This is a genomic window from Methyloversatilis sp. RAC08 (genome assembly GCF_001713355.1).
Classification (GTDB): domain Bacteria; phylum Pseudomonadota; class Gammaproteobacteria; order Burkholderiales; family Rhodocyclaceae; genus Methyloversatilis.
The window spans coordinates 3,559,865-3,576,600 of record NZ_CP016448.1 but is presented as its reverse complement, the minus strand read 5'-3'; the positions used below and the strand labels follow the sequence as shown (position 1 = coordinate 3,576,600).

Sequence of the window (16,736 nt, the reverse complement as noted above, 5' to 3'; positions counted from 1 at the left end):
GGTACATGTCGAATAACAACACCACTTCCATCTTCGTCGGTCGCCAGCCCATCCTCGACCGGAGGGGCGCGCTGTACGCCTACGAACTGCTGTTCCGCTCAGGCCAGATGGATCATGCGGAATTCAGCAGCGACATGAGTGCAACCGCCCGCGTGATCACCACGGTGTTCAATGAGCTGGGTCTGGAAAATTCGCTCGGCAACGCCTTCGGTTTCATCAACGTCAGCGAAGAGATGCTGATGTCCGAAGCGATCGAGCTGCTGCCGCCGGACAAGATCGTCATCGAGCTTCTGGAAACGATCCCGCCGACACCAGTTGTTATCGAGCGCGCGCGCGACCTGGTGGCCAAGGGTTTCCGCCTGGCGCTCGACGACGTACTCAGCCTGGAAGACGACTTCCGGCCGCTGATCGAAATTGCGTCCTTCGTCAAGATCGACCTGCTGGGCGTCGATCCGGACACGCTGCCGGCCATCGTCAACAGCTTCAAACCCTACAAGGCGAAACTTCTGGCCGAAAAGGTCGACAGCGCCGAACAGGCCCAGCGCTGCAACGAACTGGGCTTTGCCTACTTCCAGGGTTACTTCTTCGCCCGCCCAAGCGTGCTGAGCACACGCGCGCTGAAATCGAGTGAAACGACGCTGCTGCGACTGCTTGGCCTGGTCATGGGCGACGCAGAAACAGTCGCAATGGAGCCGCTGATCAAGCAGGAACCGGCGCTGCTGGTGAACCTGATGCGGGTATCCAATTCTATCGGCAATGGCGGGCGCCAGATATCGTCCGCGCGCGAAGCCATCACGTTGCTTGGACGCACCCAATTGCAGCGCTGGCTGCAGCTGTTGCTGTTCTGCCCGCAAGGCGGCGAGCAGACCGGCGGCCCGCTGCTCGCCATGGTGGCCACCCGCGCCCGCACGATGGAGCTGCTGGCGGAAAGGTGCGACAGCCGTGACTGCGACCCCGAATGCGCCTTCCTGACCGGCATTCTTTCGCTGCTGCCGGCGCTGCTCGGCGTGCGGATGGACGAAATCCTGAAGACCCTGGCGGTGGCTCCCTCGATCCAGAATGCCCTGAATGATGGCTCGGGCAACCTCGGTGCGCTGCTCACGCTGATGCGCAACTGGGAGGACAACGCGCTGCACGAGTTCGCGCTTACGCTCAGTCGATTGCCGGCGCTTGGTCTGACCGATTTCACGAACGCCACCTCCGAATCCATGGCCTGGGCGGCAACGCTCGGCCAATGAACAGCACGCTCAAAGGAAGCCCGCATGAACGCAATGGAACGCATCTTCAGCGCCACCGCCCAACTCCCGGTCATTCCGCGGGTGGTGCAGAAGATGATCGACACCCTCAAGCATGAAGATGCCGACCTGCAGCCGCTGATCGCCGATATCCGGCTCGACCCGGTCATCAGCGCGCGCGTGCTGCGCATTGCCAATTCGGGCTTCTACGGCAGCCGCCGCACGGTGGGTTCGATCGACGATGCAGTCCGCCTGGTCGGTACGCGCGTGCTGCGCACGCTGGTCATTTCGGCCGGCGTCAGCAGCGCATTTCCCAAGGTACCCGGTGTCGACCTGAAGGACTTCTGGCGCCACGCGCTGATGACCGCCAGCGCCAACGCGCTGCTGGCACGCCATGCCGGCGAGAATGCCGACAACGCCTACGTCTCCGGCCTGATGCACCGGCTGGGCCAGCTGATGATCCACATCGCCTTTCCGCGTCTTGCCGAGGAAATCGCTCGTGACTGTGATGGTCTCAGTATCGGCGAGCGCGCGGCCGTCGAGCACCTCAAGCTGCACACCAACCATTGCGAAGTGGGTGCCGAACTTGCGGCGCGCTGGAATTTTCCGGATGACGTCGCCCTGGCGATGCAGTACTACTGCCAGCCGCATCACGACAGCGCCACGCGCCTCGCGCGACTGACCAATGTCGCGGCCCAGATCGCGACGGAAATCGATGACGACGTGAAGCCCGAGGACATCGCCGGGCACCTGAACCGCAGCATCACCGACCTGTGCGGCCTCGACCGCACGGCCATCCTGCCCGACATCGAGTACTGCGCGGAACACGCGGCGGAAGCAGAACTGGCGCTCTGACCGGCTGCCACCGGCGTGCCGGGTCAGCGCATCTTCGGGTTCAGCGTGCCGCGGTTGTAGTCCTTGTCGCCCGGCATGAGCACACGGGTGCCGAACCAGCCGCCCTGTGCGCCTTCCGGCCGCAGATGGTTTTCCGGATAGGTGTCGGCAATCTTCTTCGCCTCGACCTGCTTCGCCTGATCGACGAACTTCCAGCGGCCGTCCGGCATCAGCTGCACCTTCTCCCCGGCCGCTGTGGTCGCCTCGATCATCGTGCCCTCGCCGGCCTGCACCAGCCCGCCAGCGGCGAGCATCAGCGCCACGCACGTCATCCGTTTCATCACAGTCTGCCCTCCACCCATGTCGTGACGCCGGCCAGCGCAGCGGGCAGGTTTTCCGGCTGCGTTCCACCGGCCTGCGCCATGTCCGGCTTGCCGCCACCCTTGCCGCCGACCTGGGCGGCGACGAAATTGACCAATTCGCCGGCCTTCACCTTCGCCGTCAGATCCGGCGTGACGCCGGCGATCAGGCTCACCTTGCCGTCGTTGACCGCAGCCAGCACGATGGCGGCCGAACCGAGCTTGTCGCGCAGCTTGTCCAGCGTTTCGCGCAGCGCCGGCACATCGGCCCCTTCCATCACCGCGGCCAGCACCTTCGTGCTGCCGACGGTCACGGCCTGCGCCGCCAGATCGTCGCCCTGGCTCGACGCCAGCTTGCTCTTGAGCCGGGCCAGTTCCTTTTCCAGCGCGCGCACGTGATCCAGCGTCTGCGCGATCTTGGCCGGCAATTCCGCAGGTGGCGCCTTGAAGGCGGCTGCCGCCTGCGCCACCAGCCGGTCCTGTCCCTGCACGAAACCGACCGCGTTTTCGCCGGTGATGGCCTCGACCCGGCGCACGCCCGCCGCGACGCCGGCTTCGACCGTGATCTTGAACAACCCGATGTCGCCGGTGCGCGCCACATGCGTGCCGCCGCACAGTTCGCGCGATGAGCCGATGTCGAGCACGCGCACCTCGTCGCCGTACTTTTCGCCGAACAGCATCATCGCACCGGTCTTCTGCGCGTCCTCGATGCCCATCACGCGCGCCTGCGTCGCCGCGTTGGCGAGGATTTCCGTGTTCACGATGCGCTCGACGCGGGCGATCTGGTCGTCGGTCATCGGCGCGTGATGCACGAAGTCGAAGCGCGTCTTGTCGGCATCGACCAGCGAACCCTTCTGCGCCACATGGTCGCCCAGCACTTCGCGCAAGGCCTTGTGCATCAGGTGGGTGACCGAGTGGTTGCGCGCGGTCGCGGCGCGGGCGCGTACATCGACGCGTGCGCTGACCGTGTCGCCGACCGCCAGACGGCCGGTGCCAAGCACGCCGTGATGGCCGAACACTGCCGCCTGTATCTTCAGCGTGTCCTCGACCTTGAAAATGCCCTGCGCACCGCGCAGCTCGCCGCGGTCGCCGACCTGACCGCCGGATTCGGCATAGAACGGCGTGTCGTCGAGTACCACGACACCCAGTTCGCCCTCGTGCAGCGCATCGACCGGCGCGCCGTCGCGGTACAGCGCCAGCACCCTGCCCTGCTTGTCGAGCGTGTCGTAGCCGTGGAAGGCGGTCGCCGCGCCGTCGTAGTCAAGCGCCGTGGCCATGCGGAACTTGCCGGCGGCGCGCGCCTGGTCCTTCTGGCGGGCCATCGCGACATCGAACCCGGCGGTGTCCGCGGTCACGCCGCGCTCGCGACAGATGTCGGCGGTCAAGTCGAGCGGGAAGCCGTAGGTGTCGTGCAGCTTGAACGCGGTTTCGCCATCCAGCGGGGTACCCTCGGGCAGCGCGCTCAGCGCCGATTCGAGGATGGACATGCCGTTTTCGATCGTCGCGAAGAAGCGCTCCTCCTCCTGTCGCAGCACGTCCATCACCTTCTGCTGCGCCGCAGCCAGATCCGGGTAGGCGACGCCCATCTGCGAGATCAGGTCCGGCACCATGCGGTGGAAGAATGCGGCGCGCGCGCCCAGCTTGTAGCCGTGGCGGATGGCGCGGCGGATGATGCGGCGCAGTACATAGCCGCGGCCTTCATTACCCGGGATGACGCCGTCGGCGATCAGGAAGGAGCAGGCGCGGATGTGGTCGGCCAGCACCTTCAATGACGGATTGTCGAGATCGACGGTGTGCGTTTCGCGCGCAGCGGCGGCGATCAGCGCGACGAACAGATCGATTTCGTAATTGCTGTGCACGTGCTGCAGCACGGCGGCGATGCGCTCCAGACCCATGCCGGTGTCGACACTGGGCTTGGGCAGCGGATGCAGTACGCCCGCTTCGTCGCGGTTGTACTGCATGAACACGTTGTTCCAGATTTCGATGTAGCGGTCGCCGTCTTCATCGGGAGATCCCGGCGGGCCGCCCGGAATGTCTTCGCCGTGGTCGTAGAAGATTTCGGTGCACGGGCCGCAGGGGCCGGTATCGCCCATCATCCAGAAGTTGTCCGACGCGTAGCGCGCGCCCTTGTTGTCACCGATGCGCACGATGCGCTCGACCGGCACGCCGATCCGGTCGCGCCAGATCGCATAGGCTTCATCGTCCTCGGCATACACCGTGACCCACAGCTTGTCGGCCGGCAGCTTGAACACCCCGGTCAGCAGTTCCCAGGCGTAGTCGATCGCGTCCTGCTTGAAATAGTCGCCGAAGCTGAAGTTGCCCAGCATTTCGAAGAAGGTGTGGTGACGCGCGGTGTAGCCGACGTTTTCCAGGTCGTTGTGCTTGCCGCCCGCGCGCACGCATTTCTGCGACGTCGTCGCGCGGTTGTAGCTGCGCTTGTCGAAGCCGAGAAACACGTCCTTGAACTGGTTCATGCCGGCGTTGGTGAACAGCAACGTCGGGTCTTCGTGCGGCACCAGCGAACTGGACGCCACGATCTGGTGGCCCTTGGACGCGAAAAAATTCAGGAAGGCGGAGCGGATGTCGGCGCTGGTCATGGTCGGCAATGGAGAATCAGGAGAGCGCTAAACTGCGCGAAACAGCCGCGGATTCTAGCATTCCGCCCGCAGCGCCCGATGACTGCGCTGCCGTGGATACGACAGGCGGACGAGGAGAACACATGCGTCACATTCTTGCGCTCGACCAGGGCACGACCAGTTCGCGCGCGCTGGTGTTCGACACCGCCGGCGACATGGTTGCGATGGCGCAGCGCGAACTGCCGCAGCACTACCCGCAGCCCGGCTGGGTGGAACATGACGCCCGGCGCATCTGGACGGATACCGTCGACTGCGTGCGCGAGGTGCTGATGCGAGCCGCGTTGTCGCCCGCCGACATCGCGGCCATCGGCATCACCAACCAGCGCGAAACCGTTCTGCTGTGGGACCGCTCGACCGGCGAGCCGCTCGGGCCGGCCATCGTCTGGCAGGACCGACGTACGGCGGAGGTCTGCGCCCGCCTCAAGGCTGCAGGCCACGCAGACGCCGTGCGCGCAAAGACCGGTCTGGTGCTCGACCCCTATTTCTCGGCCAGCAAGATCGCCTGGCTGCTCGATCATGTGCCGGACGCCCGCGAACGCGCGCAGCGCGGCGAACTGGCCTGCGGCACGATGGACAGCTGGCTGGTGTGGCAGCTCACCGGCGGGTGCGCGCATCTGACCGACCTGACCAACGCCAGCCGCTCCCAGTTGCTCGACATCCACACCGGCCAGTGGGACGACTACCTGCTCGAACTGTTCGGGATTCCGCGCGCGCTGCTGCCGCGAGTGGTGGCATCCAGCGGCGCCCTGGCGGAAACCGGCGCAGCACTGTTCGGCCGCGCGCTGCCGATCACCGGCATCGCCGGCGACCAGCAGGCGGCGCTGTACGGCCAGGGCTGCACCGCGCCCGGACTGGCCAAGAACACCTACGGCACGGGCTGTTTCATGCTGATGCATACCGGTGACCGGGCCATCGAATCGCAGCACGGCCTGCTCACGACCTGTGCCGCGCAGACGTCGGAGCGCATCGAATACGCGCTCGAAGGCAGCGTGTTCGTGACCGGGGCGCTGGTGCAGTGGCTGCGCGACGGGCTGGGGCTGATCGCCCGCGCGGGGGATATCGAGGCGCTGGCGGCCAGCGTGCCGGACAGCGCCGGCGTCACCATCGTGCCGGCCTTCACCGGCCTCGGTGCGCCACACTGGTCATCCGGGGCGCGCGGTGCGATGTACGGGCTGACGCGCGGCACCACGCGCGCCCACATCGCCCGTGCCGCGCTCGAAGCGATCGCGCTGCAGACGCTGGACGTGATGCGGGCGATGGAAGCCGATGCCGGTGCGCCGCTGCGCGAACTGCGCGTCGACGGCGGCGGCACGGTCAATGCGCTGCTGATGCAGATGCAGGCAGACCTGCTCGGCTGCCCGGTGCGCGTCGCACCTGCGGCGGAAACCACGGCGCTGGGGGCGGCGCGACTGGCGGCGCTCGGCGCTGGCATCGCGATGCAGACAGCGGCGGACGACGGTCGGGTATTTCTGCCGTCGGAAGCGTCAGCCGATGCGCTGATTGAGCAATGGCGGGCCGCCCTGCATGCCACGCTCGATCATGTCGCGCAGCGCTGAGGCAGGTCGAGCGTGTCGGTAAACAGACCGGCCACACCGGCCGCGATCAGCTCTCGGGCGCGCGCAGCGTCGTTCACCGTGTAGCACAGCACCGGGACACCTGTTTCGCGCACGGCCCGAAGTTGCTGCAAATCGAGCGCCGCCTGGTCGCAGTGCACCGACACCGCGCCGTGTGCGCGCACCCGGGCGGCCCAGTCGTCCGGCAGCCGTTCGAACAGCAGACCGCGCGGCAAGTCGGGCGCCGCCTCGCGCGCCGCCTCGAGGGCGTCCATCGAGAACGAGGACAGCAGCGGCGCCCGCATGCCGGCATGCCAGCGTGCCGCGACCGCGAGCGCGACGACTTCGCCGGTGCGGCGCTCGAAGCCGGTGGCCGGCTTGATTTCGATGTTGGCGGTGATGTCCAGCGCCAGCAGGCAATCGAGGGCCTGATCCAGCGTCGGAATGCGTTCGCCGGCGAAGGTCGGGCCGTGCCAGCGCCCCGCATCGAGTTGCCGCAGCGCGTGGGCGCTGTGTGCGCTGACATTGCCCGTGCCGTCCGTCGTGCGCTCCAGCGTTTCGTCATGGATCAGCAGCGGCACGTCATCACCGCTCAGCATGACGTCGAATTCGACCATGCCGAAGCCGGCTGCCGCGCCGGCACGGATCGCTGCGAGCGTGTTTTCCGGCGCCGCCGAGCCACCGCCGCGATGGGCGATCCACAGCGGATAGGGCCAGGGCGACCGCCTGGACGTCATCGGGTCCGCTTCAGGCCGGATCGAGCAGTTCGCGCGCCTGACGCGCGATGTCGTCGTCGGTCAGCCAGGCGATGGCGGTCAGCATGTCCACCGACGTGCCGGCAGCCACGCCCTCGCGCACCCACTTCTCGATCGCCTTGACGCGCGCCGCGTCGTCGAGCGCGAGCAGCCGGCGCAGCGGCTCGCCAACCGTTGCGTCCTCGCGGGCCGAGCGGATCAGCAGGACGAGTTGATCGACGTCACACATGGGCCTGCCCTCAGGACTGCCGTGTCGAGCACGGCCTTGGCCGGCTTGCGGTCGGCCCACAGCTCTTCCAGTTCTTCGTCGAGCACCGCGCGCACGCGCGGATTGCTGGCCGCGTGGCTGGTCTGTTCGTCCTTCGCACCGGCGCGCCCGGCCAGCTGGCGCAGCGCCACCCGCGCGACGCTGTCGGCGGTCGGCGCATCGACCGGACTGATGGCCACCATGCCGGCGCGGTTCAGCGGGATGAAGCCGGTGGCAAGCGACCACTGGGCCTGGCGGTCCGGATCGAGCAGGAAGGTGACAAAGCGCGCGATGGTGCGCGTTTCCTCGGCACCACGCCCGGCGCTCACCCACAGGCTCGCGCCATCTGCCAGCGTGTGGCGCGGCGCATTGCGGATGTCTTCGTGGAAAGGCAGCGCCGCGACACCGATGTCGAACTTGGCGTCGCGCTTGATCTGCGGCCAGGCCGAGGAACGTGCCGTCAGCACCTGGCACTGGCCGCCGGCGAACATCGGCACCGCCTCGTCGGCGCGTCCGAAAATGTGCAGGTAGCGGCTCTTGTACCAGGAGGACATCATGGCCAGATGCTTCACCTGCACGAGGCCGTTGATCGCAAGCGCCTCGCCGGTCTTGCCCTGTTTGCGCGCGAACGGCTCGTTATGCCAGGCGCTGATGTTGTCCACGTGGATCTGCGTCGGGCGCGCGCTGGTGTAGGGGCAGGCGTAGCCGCCATCGCGCAGCGTGCCAAGCGCTTCCTGCAGTGAGAACCAGTGGGTCGGCGGCACGTTCGGGTCAAGCCCGACGCGGCTGAAGGCGTCGCGGTTGTAGAACATGACCGGCGTCGTGAGCCCGATCGGCAGCGCGTTCAGACGGCCTTTCGCGCCATTCAGATAGGGGGGCATCGGCGCAGGGATGGCTGCATGCGCGAACTTTTCCTTGGCGATCGTCATCACCTGATGCAGCGGGGTGTAGCGCGGCTTGCCGTCCAGAAAGCGCTGACGCGCGCCGTCGTCGAGCACCAGCATGGCCGGGAGCGTGGGAACCGCAGCGTCTGCGTCTTCCCAGTTGCGCGTGCTGAGCACGATCTTCTGCTTGGCCTTGCCGCCGGCATTGAAGTCATCAACCAGCGCCTGCAGGGCGAGTGCCGCGGCCTCATCCAGACCGTGGGCCAGTTCGACTTCGGCGGCTTCCTTCGGCGCGGCGACCTTGGTGCTTTTTGCGCTGGCCTTCGCAGCCGGCTTGCTTGCCTTGGCGCTGGCCGCCGGCTTGGGGTTTGCTGTGTTGGCGCCCGCCGACATCGGCGCGAGCATGACGCTGGCCGCGATCAACGCGGCTAACGGCTTGATGAACATCCGTAGATCTCCTCTGTACAACATGGCAGGGCGCCCGGTCACGGCGCCGGGTTGGTGTAGCGCAGGTGCAGCGCGTCGATGGCTTCGTTCAGCGCGTTCGACAGCGTTACGGTCCATGCATCGATATTTTCCCGCAACTGGGTGCGCGTGGTCACTCCTATCAGGGTACTCGCCACGGCGTGGCGCCGATAGCAGAACGCGAGCGCCAGCTGGGTCGGCGTCAGTCCGTGTTCATGCGCCAGCTGGGCATAGGCGCGCGAAGCGGGCGCCACGTTTTCCTTGAAGTAGCGCTGGCCGAACTGCGGAAATTCGGTGATGCGACCGGCCGCGTCGGCGCGTTCGGCGTACTTGCCGGTCAGGTGGCCGAAGCCAAGTGGCGAGTACGCCAGCAGCGACACCTGCTCGCGCGTACATACCTCGGACAGGCCGACGTCAAACGTGCGGTTCATCAGGTGGTAGGCGTTCTGGATGCTCACCACGCGCGGCAGACCTTCGTCGGCGAGGCGCAGGCAGGTCATCAGGCCCCACGGCGTTTCGTTCGACACGCCGACATGGCGGATCTTGCCTTCCTCGATCAGCCGGCCCAGCGCCTCGAGCTGGCTGCGCAGCGACTCCGCCTCGCGCTCGCCGCCCGGGTCGTACTCATACTGGCCGAACATCGGCACGTTGCGCGCCGGCCAGTGGATCTGGTACAGGTCAATGTAGTCAGTGCGCAGCCGCGCGAGCGATCCTTCGACCGCCTGCCGGATATTGCTTTCATCCAGCGCCAGCGGCCCGCCGCGTATCCATTCGATGCCGCGTGCCGGTCCGGCCACCTTGGTCGCGACGATGACCGACTCGCGCGGACGGCGCGCCAGCCAGCTGCCGACGATGCGTTCGGTGTCGCCGAAGGTTTGCGCGCGCGCCGGGACCGGGTACATTTCGGCCGCGTCGAGAAAGTCGATGCCGGCCTCGAAGGCTTCGTCCATGATGGCGTGGGCCGTGCGCTCGTCGACCTGCTGACCGAAGGTCATCGTGCCCAGCGCGATGGCCGGGACTTCAAGCGTCGAGCGGCCGAGACGTCGGCGCGCGATATCCTTCGTGCCGACATCCTTCATTCCGGTAACTTTCGTAAGATTCATGCGGCAGACCGGATTGCGTTCCCAAGAGCGCGACATGTATCACAGACCGGTCGGCCCGGCACGGATTCACCCTGAACGGACACACCTTGAAAACAAATCCCCTCGGCCTGCTGCTGTATTGCCGCGCCGGCTTCGAACGCGAATGCGCGCAGGAGATCATGGACCGCTGCGGCGACGCCGGCCAGATGATCGAACCGCAGGCCGAAGCCGGCAGTGGCTACGTAGAGGCGTTTGCCGATGCGCGCACGCTGAGCGCCTTGATGCGCAAGCTGAGCTGGCAGGACCTCACCTTTGCGCGCCAGCTGGTGTGGGCGGGCCGTACCGTCGAAGGCATGACACCGCGCGACCGCGTCACGCCGGTGGTCGAAGCCGCTCTCGAACTGGCGCCGGGCTTCAGCGACTTCCTGATCGAAACGCCGGACACCGACAAGGTGAAGGCGCTGTCCGGCCTCAGCCGCAAGCTGGAAGGCTTCGTCAGTCAGGCGCTCGAAACGGCCAACGCCTTCAGCGACGACCGCGATGCGCCGCGCCTGCACATCTTCTTCACCGCCGCCGACCGCGCCACCGTGGCGCTGTCCTGGCCGGGCCGGCGCAGCGAGTGGCCGGGTGGCATTCCGCGCCTGCGCATGCCGCGCGAGGCGCCGTCGCGCTCCACGCTGAAGCTGGCCGAAGCGTTTCACAGCCTGCTGACCGAAGACGAACAGGAACGGCTGATCAAGCCCGGCATGAGCGCCGTCGACCTCGGTGCTGCACCGGGAGGCTGGACCTGGCACCTCGTGTCGCGCCATTTCGAAGTGACTGCGGTAGACAACGGGCCGATGAAGCCCGAATTGCTCGAAACCGGCCAGGTGCGGCACAAGAAGGAAGATGGTTTCCGTTTTGTGCCGCGCAAGCCGGTCGACTGGCTGGTGTGCGACATGGTCGAACAGCCGCGCCGCGTCGCCGCACTGGTCGCGCGCTGGATCGCGCAGGGCCTGTGCCAGCACGCCATCTTCAACCTGAAGCTGCCGATGAAGCGGCGTTATGAAGAACTGCAGCTGTGCTCCGACCTGATCGCCGAGGCGCTGGAATCGGTCGACAAGAAGCACGAACTGCGTTTCCGCCAGCTCTACCACGACCGCGAGGAAGTCACCGGTTACCTGGGCGTGCCCGGCAAATCCGCATCCGCCCGGCGGCGGCACGGCTGAGGGGAGCGGCGGCTACAGGGCAGTTCCCGGTTGCGGGGGCTGCCCTTTGGGAACGGCCGGCGCCTGTGGGAGCGGCCCCTGTGGGAGCGGCGGCCTCGCCGCGATACGCACTCTGCACAATGATGGTCACGGCACTATCGCGGCGAGGCCGCCGCTGCAACAGGCCGCCGCTGCCATGGGCGGCGCTCCCGCAGCAAGCCCGCACGAGGTCGCGCTCGGGCTCCTGAACTGCGAATCAGCGCCACGCGGAGGCGCGACCCTGCACTGTGCGATAATGCGCGCGCAGTCGCCTCGCCGGTCATGGCGCGGCCCGGAGTTTCCGATCCGGCCGGATTGCCCGGCCAGATCCTCCACTTCTCCCGCCCAGGCGCCTGCGCCCCGGGCTCGATACCCGCGCCAAGCTTACGTTGGCGCGCACTCGCGCCGGGTTTTCCGGAACCGATTTCCCCAGCCTGAACCGGCATGCCAGGCGGAAGTCCTTACACAAAGAGCTTCGCATACATGTCGTTTGAAGAACTCGGGCTCATCCCCGAATTGCTGCGCGCTGTCGCAGACACCGGCTACACCGTGCCGACCCCCATTCAGGCCCAGGCCATTCCCATCGTGCTCGCGGGCCGCGACGTCATGGGCGGCGCCCAGACCGGCACTGGCAAGACCGCCAGTTTCACGCTGCCACTGCTGCAGCGCCTTGCGCCGCACGCCAGCAGCTCGCCATCGCCCGCACGCCACCCGGTACGCGCGCTGATCGTCTGCCCGACGCGCGAACTGGCGATGCAGGTGCACGAAAGCGTGCGCACCTATTCGAAGCACCTGCCGCTGCGTTCGGTCTGCATCTACGGCGGCGTGGACATGAAGGCACAAGTGAAGGAGTTGCGCGAAGGCCGCGAAATCGTCGTCGCCACGCCGGGTCGCCTGCTCGATCACGTCGAAGGCAAGAGCATCGCGCTCGGCCAGGTTCAGATGCTGGTGCTGGACGAAGCAGACCGCATGCTGGACATGGGTTTCATCCCGGACATCAAGCGCATCCTCGCACTGCTGCCCGCACAGCGGCAGAGCCTGCTGTTTTCGGCCACCTTCTCGGAAGAAATCAAGAAGCTTGCGCAGGCCATGTTGCGCGACCCGCAGCTGATCGAAGTCGCACGCCGCAATGCCACTGCCGAAACCGTCACGCACAAGGTGCACGCCTGCGCGACCGACGACAAGCGTGCGCTGCTGACGCACCTGCTGACGCAGCCCGACTACGTGTCGCGTCAGGCGCTGGTGTTCGTCAATACCAAGTTCGGCGCCAGCCGGCTGGCCGTACATCTGATCCGTCAGGGTGTTGCAGCCGACGCCATCCACGGCGACAAGAGCCAGCAGCAGCGCACCGAAGCGCTGGAGGCGTTCAAGAGCGGTGCCGTGCGCGTGCTGGTCGCGACCGACGTCGCAGCGCGCGGACTCGACATCGAGGACCTGCCCTTCGTCATCAATTTCGAGTTGCCGCACAACGCGGAAGATTATGTACACCGTATAGGCCGCACTGGCCGAGCCGGGCGCAGCGGCGAAGCGATCTCGCTGATGGCGCCGGAAGAGCGCGGCCGTGTGGCCGACATCGAAAAGCTCATCCGCAAGGAAATCGAACCGGCAACGCCGGAAGGCTTCGACCCCGGCCGCGCCCGACAGCGCGAAGCGCGCGAATCGAGTCCGCGCGAAGCGCGTGGTGGCGAGCGCCCGCGGGAGCGTGCCGTCAGCAGCGGTGAGCGGCCGGAACGGCCGGAAAGCGCAGCTCGCCGCAGCCGGTCGTCGCCGGGCGACGCAGTGCGTCCGCCGCGCAGTCCGCGTTCATCCGCCAGCCAGGTTGCGGCGGACGGTTTCGACTTCAGCAAGCCTTACGAATCACTGCCTTCCGGCGATGTCCCGGCCGCAACGTCCGACGGCACCGCAGGTGGCGCCCGGCGTGGCAAGCGACAGGTTGCCGCATTGCTGGGCGGCAACGGCAAGCGCTGACCGCCGGGGCAGCCTTGCCCCGGCAAACCAACGAGTACACGAACGCGAAGAGCGCATTCGACGAATGCTTCGTCGGGATTGCGTTCGCGCCGCGCATGCCCAGAACGTGCTGATGCGCCGGTGGCAGCGGTGAAGAAATCCCCGATGAATCGGGGCGTCACCCTGCCCTCGCCGGGACAACCCCTCTGGCGGACGTTCGATATCTGTACGAACGATTTGCATGAATCGGTTGAAATCCGGACGGGTCAGCCGCTTGTGCAACCGTCACCGGAAGTTGTCCGGCGCGAACGCGACCGCCCGTCTCGTTCCGTTATCCACGCCGCATCCGCACTCCGCCAGAAGACCTACCCACCGCAGGGCCTTTGTCCGCGCGGCTCAGGGAAGACATCCCTTCTCCCGGGCTTTGCCATGCCTGCCGGAACAGCCGCCCGCCTGGCGATCCCGAGCCGGAATTTTGGTGCAACCCCGATAAATGGCATGCGTTTTGCAACACTTGGGCGTCGCTCGTTGCGACGAAAAATCCGACAGTCAGACGACTGATCCAAATCAGAGGAGACCATCCATGAAAAGAACTGCTCTTGCAGCGCTCGTCCTCACCGCCTGCGCGCACAGCTCCATCGCGTATGCCGGTGTGACGGACGCCGACATCGTGAATGACGCCAAAACCACAGGTAACGTTCTTTCGTGGGGCATGGGAACCGAGGGTCAGCGTTTCAGCCCGCTCAAGCAGATCACTCCGAAGAATGTGAAGCGTCTGGTGCCCGCCTGGTCGTATTCGTATGGCGGCGAAAAGCAGCGCGGTCAGGAAGCGCAGCCGCTCATCATCGACGGCAAGATGTTCGTCACCGCCTCGTACTCCCGCGTGTTCGCGCTCGATGCCAAGACCGGCAAGCGCCTGTGGACCTACGAACACCGTCTGCCTGAAGGCATCATGCCCTGCTGCGACGTGATCAACCGCGGTGCTGCGGCCTTTGACAACCTCATCATCTACGCCACGCTCGACGCCCAGCTCATCGCGCTGGATCAGGCCACCGGCAAGGTCGTGTGGAAAGAAAAGATCGACGACTACCAGGCCGGCTATTCGTCGTCGGCAGCGCCCATCATCGCCGGCGGTCTGCTGCTGACCGGTGTGTCCGGTGGCGAGTTCGGCATCATCGGCCGCGTCGAGGCACGTGACCCGAAGACCGGCAAGATGGTCTGGATGCGCCCGACCATCGAAGGTCACATGGGCTACAGGTACGACGCCGACGGCAACAAGACCGAAGCCGGCATCAGCGGCACGACCAATGCCACGTGGCCGGGCGACCTGTGGAAGGTCGGCGGCGCTGCGACGTGGCTGGGCGGCACCTATGACGCGAAGACCGGCCTCGCCTACTTCGGCACCGGCAATCCTGCGCCGTGGAACAGCCACCTGCGCCCGGGCGACAACCTGTATTCATGCTCCACCGTCGCGATCGACGTCAAGACCGGCGAGATAAAGTGGCACTTCCAGAGCACACCGAACGACGGCTGGGACTACGACGGTGTGAATGAATTCGTCACCTTCGACATGAACGGCAAGCGCATGGGCGGCAAGGCCGACCGCAACGGGTTCTTCTACGTGCTGGACGCCAACACCGGCAAGTTCGAGCGCGGCTTCCCGTTCGTCAAGGCCCTGAATTGGGCCAAGGGTCTGGACGAAAACGGTCGCCCGATCTATGACCCGGCGAACCGCCCGGGCGACCCGAGCGCGGGCGCTGACGGCAAGAAGGGCAGTGTCGTGTTCGCCACACCTTCCTTCCTGGGCGGCAAGAACCAGATGCCGATGGCCTACAGCCCGGATACCGGTCTGTTCTACGTGCCGTCCAATGAGTGGGGCATGGAAATCTGGAACGAGCCGATCACCTACAAGAAGGGTGCGGCCTACCTGGGTGCCGGCTTCACGATCAAGACGCTGGACGCCAAGGAGATCGGCGGCGACTACATCGGCGCGCTGCGTGCCGTCGATCCGAAGACCGGCAAGATCGTATGGGAAGTCCGCAACAACGCCCCGCTGTGGGGTGGCGCGATGGTGACCCGCGGCGGCCTCGTGTTCTGGGGCACGCCCGAGGGCTACCTGAAGGCAGCGGATGCCAAGACCGGCAAGGAAGTGTGGTCCTTCCAGGTCGGCACCGGCATCGTGGCCCCCCCGATCACCTGGGATCAGGACGGCGAACAGTACATCGCCGTGACGGCCGGTTGGGGCGGCGCAGTCCCGCTGTGGGGCGGCGACGTCGCCAAGAAGGTTTCCTACCTGAACCAGGGCGGCTCGATGTGGGTGTTCAAGCTGCTGAAAGATTGATCAAGAAGATCTGAAGACTCCTCCTTGCGCCCCGTTATTGGGGCGACCGTAACCGGCGCCTTCTGGCGCCGGTTTTTTCTTTGCTGTCCGGTTCGTCGACGCGCGTGCGGACAGGATTGCCCGGCAGCGCCCCCGGTACCGTGCGCTGACACCTCGGGTTGCCATGGCGGTTGTTGCAACCGATTTCGGGCTGCTGTGCAAAAATGCGGCCTCGCGGTAAATCCTCCCCGCACACACAATATCTCTGGAGACCAGGAATGAAGAACAGATTAACCACGCTCATGCTGTGTGCCGTCATGTGGCTGGGCGGCTTCGCCGGCAGCGCATGGGCGCAAGGCCGCGACCTCGACGAAGTGATCAAGAGCGGTCAGATCAAGGTTGCGCTGTACAAGGAGTTCACCCCGTTCTCCGACGTGGACAAAGGCGGCATCGACGTCGACGTCGCCAGACTGCTGGCTGAACGGCTCGGCGTGAAGCTGGAAATCCTGTGGTTCTCGGCCGACGAAAACATGGACGATGACCTGCGCAACATGGTGTGGCGCGGCACCGTGCTCGGCTATGGCCCGGCCGATGTCATGCTGCACGTGCCCATCGACGCGACCTACACGGCTCGTAACGACAAGGCCATGTTCTTCGCACCCTACTACCGCGAAAAGTTTGCCATCGCCCGCAACGTCGACAAGCTCGACAAGCTCGAATCGCTCGATGCCTTCCGCACCCAGCGCATCGGCGTCGAAGTGGAAACCTACCCTGCCACGGTGCTCCTGTCCGCAGATGGGGGCGTCTACCGCAACAACGTCGGCAATTACAAATCGGCCAGCGAAGCACTGAGCGCGATGAAGAATGGCGAGGTCAGTGCCGTCATGGCCATGCAGAGCGAACTGGAGGCCGGTCTCGCAGGCACCAGCGGCTACGCCATCGCCGACGTGCCGCTTCCGCTGGTCAATCGCCGCCAGTGGGTCATCGGCCTCGCGGTGAAGTCAGGTAATGAAAAATTGGCCCAGTCGCTGCAGGCCGCGATGAACAGCATTGCCGAAAAGGGCGAGCTGAAGGACATCTTCAAGCGCCACGGTGTCGAGTATCGCGCCCCCTGACGCCCCGGTCGGGCCGGCTCAGTTTGTCGACGGCCCGGCGGACAGAAAAAAGCCCCGGATTTCCGGGGCTTTTTTTTA

General features: G+C 66.0%; 13 protein-coding genes. 7 read left to right on the top strand and 6 right to left on the bottom strand.

Translation table 11 applies throughout. The features are described 5' to 3' along the window. Positions 1 to 5: 5 nt before the first annotated feature. Both BSY238_RS16200 and BSY238_RS16195 read left to right on the top strand, forming a co-directional pair. On the top strand, positions 6 to 1,238 hold the full coding sequence (locus tag BSY238_RS16200) for an EAL and HDOD domain-containing protein (protein WP_069040056.1): 1,233 nt from the start codon (positions 6 to 8) through the stop codon (positions 1,236 to 1,238). 24 nt (positions 1,239 to 1,262) lie between these two features. Next, positions 1,263 to 2,090, top strand: a complete 828-nt coding sequence (locus BSY238_RS16195) for an HDOD domain-containing protein (RefSeq protein WP_069040055.1) — start codon at positions 1,263 to 1,265, stop codon at positions 2,088 to 2,090. Between the two features lie 23 nt (positions 2,091 to 2,113). On the opposite strand, the gene BSY238_RS16190 is transcribed toward BSY238_RS16195, so the two are convergent. Beyond that, complete coding sequence (locus tag BSY238_RS16190) at positions 2,114 to 2,410, bottom strand: hypothetical protein (RefSeq protein ID WP_223300178.1); 297 nt, start codon at positions 2,408 to 2,410, stop codon at positions 2,114 to 2,116. After that, positions 2,410 to 5,025, bottom strand: coding sequence for an alanine--tRNA ligase (alaS, locus tag BSY238_RS16185; protein WP_069040749.1), 2,616 nt, complete (start codon positions 5,023 to 5,025; stop codon positions 2,410 to 2,412). Before alaS ends, BSY238_RS16190 begins: the two co-directional genes overlap by 1 nt. A 122-nt stretch (positions 5,026 to 5,147) precedes the next feature. Between alaS and glpK the strand changes: the two genes are divergently transcribed. Further along, complete coding sequence (gene glpK / locus BSY238_RS16180; RefSeq protein ID WP_069040053.1) at positions 5,148 to 6,620, top strand: glycerol kinase GlpK; 1,473 nt, start codon at positions 5,148 to 5,150, stop codon at positions 6,618 to 6,620. Here the strand turns inward: glpK and ugpQ are convergent. From ugpQ to BSY238_RS16160, 4 genes are read right to left on the bottom strand one after another with little or no spacing between them, the layout of a single operon-like run. Then, entirely contained in the window at positions 6,602 to 7,354 is a 753-nt protein-coding gene (gene ugpQ, locus BSY238_RS16175) for a glycerophosphodiester phosphodiesterase (RefSeq protein WP_069040052.1), read from the bottom strand. The two genes, glpK and ugpQ, sit on opposite strands and share 19 nt — an antisense overlap. 10 nt (positions 7,355 to 7,364) lie before the next feature. Then, positions 7,365 to 7,601 (bottom strand): hypothetical protein, encoded by a 237-nt coding sequence (locus BSY238_RS16170; protein ID WP_069040051.1) that lies wholly within the window; start codon positions 7,599 to 7,601, stop codon positions 7,365 to 7,367. Further along, positions 7,571 to 8,950, bottom strand: a complete 1,380-nt coding sequence (locus BSY238_RS16165) for an extracellular solute-binding protein (RefSeq protein ID WP_069040050.1) — start codon at positions 8,948 to 8,950, stop codon at positions 7,571 to 7,573. Before BSY238_RS16165 ends, BSY238_RS16170 begins: the two co-directional genes overlap by 31 nt. A gap of 38 nt (positions 8,951 to 8,988) precedes the next feature. After that, positions 8,989 to 10,071, bottom strand: a complete 1,083-nt coding sequence (locus BSY238_RS16160) for an aldo/keto reductase (protein ID WP_223300177.1) — start codon at positions 10,069 to 10,071, stop codon at positions 8,989 to 8,991. Between the two features lie 86 nt (positions 10,072 to 10,157). Here BSY238_RS16160 and rlmM point away from each other — a divergent pair, with 86 nt between their 5' ends. The 4 genes from rlmM (at position 10,158) to BSY238_RS16140 (ending at position 16,658) form a co-directional block, all read left to right on the top strand. Further along, positions 10,158 to 11,258 (top strand): 23S rRNA (cytidine(2498)-2'-O)-methyltransferase RlmM, encoded by a 1,101-nt coding sequence (gene rlmM / locus BSY238_RS16155; protein ID WP_069040048.1) that lies wholly within the window; start codon positions 10,158 to 10,160, stop codon positions 11,256 to 11,258. Positions 11,259 to 11,759: 501 nt separating this feature from the next. Then, the gene (locus BSY238_RS16150) at positions 11,760 to 13,244 is read left to right on the top strand and encodes a DEAD/DEAH box helicase (RefSeq protein WP_069040047.1); all 1,485 of its coding nucleotides are present in this window, start codon (positions 11,760 to 11,762) and stop codon (positions 13,242 to 13,244) included. A 562-nt stretch (positions 13,245 to 13,806) separates the two neighbouring features. Beyond that, positions 13,807 to 15,564 carry a PQQ-dependent methanol/ethanol family dehydrogenase gene (locus tag BSY238_RS16145; RefSeq protein ID WP_069040046.1) on the top strand — a complete coding sequence of 586 codons (1,758 nt, stop codon included), beginning with the start codon at positions 13,807 to 13,809 and terminating at the stop codon, positions 15,562 to 15,564. Positions 15,565 to 15,821: 257 nt separating this feature from the next. Next, positions 15,822 to 16,658, top strand: coding sequence for a substrate-binding periplasmic protein (locus tag BSY238_RS16140; protein ID WP_190295034.1), 837 nt, complete (start codon positions 15,822 to 15,824; stop codon positions 16,656 to 16,658). Positions 16,659 to 16,736: the final 78 nt, after the last annotated feature.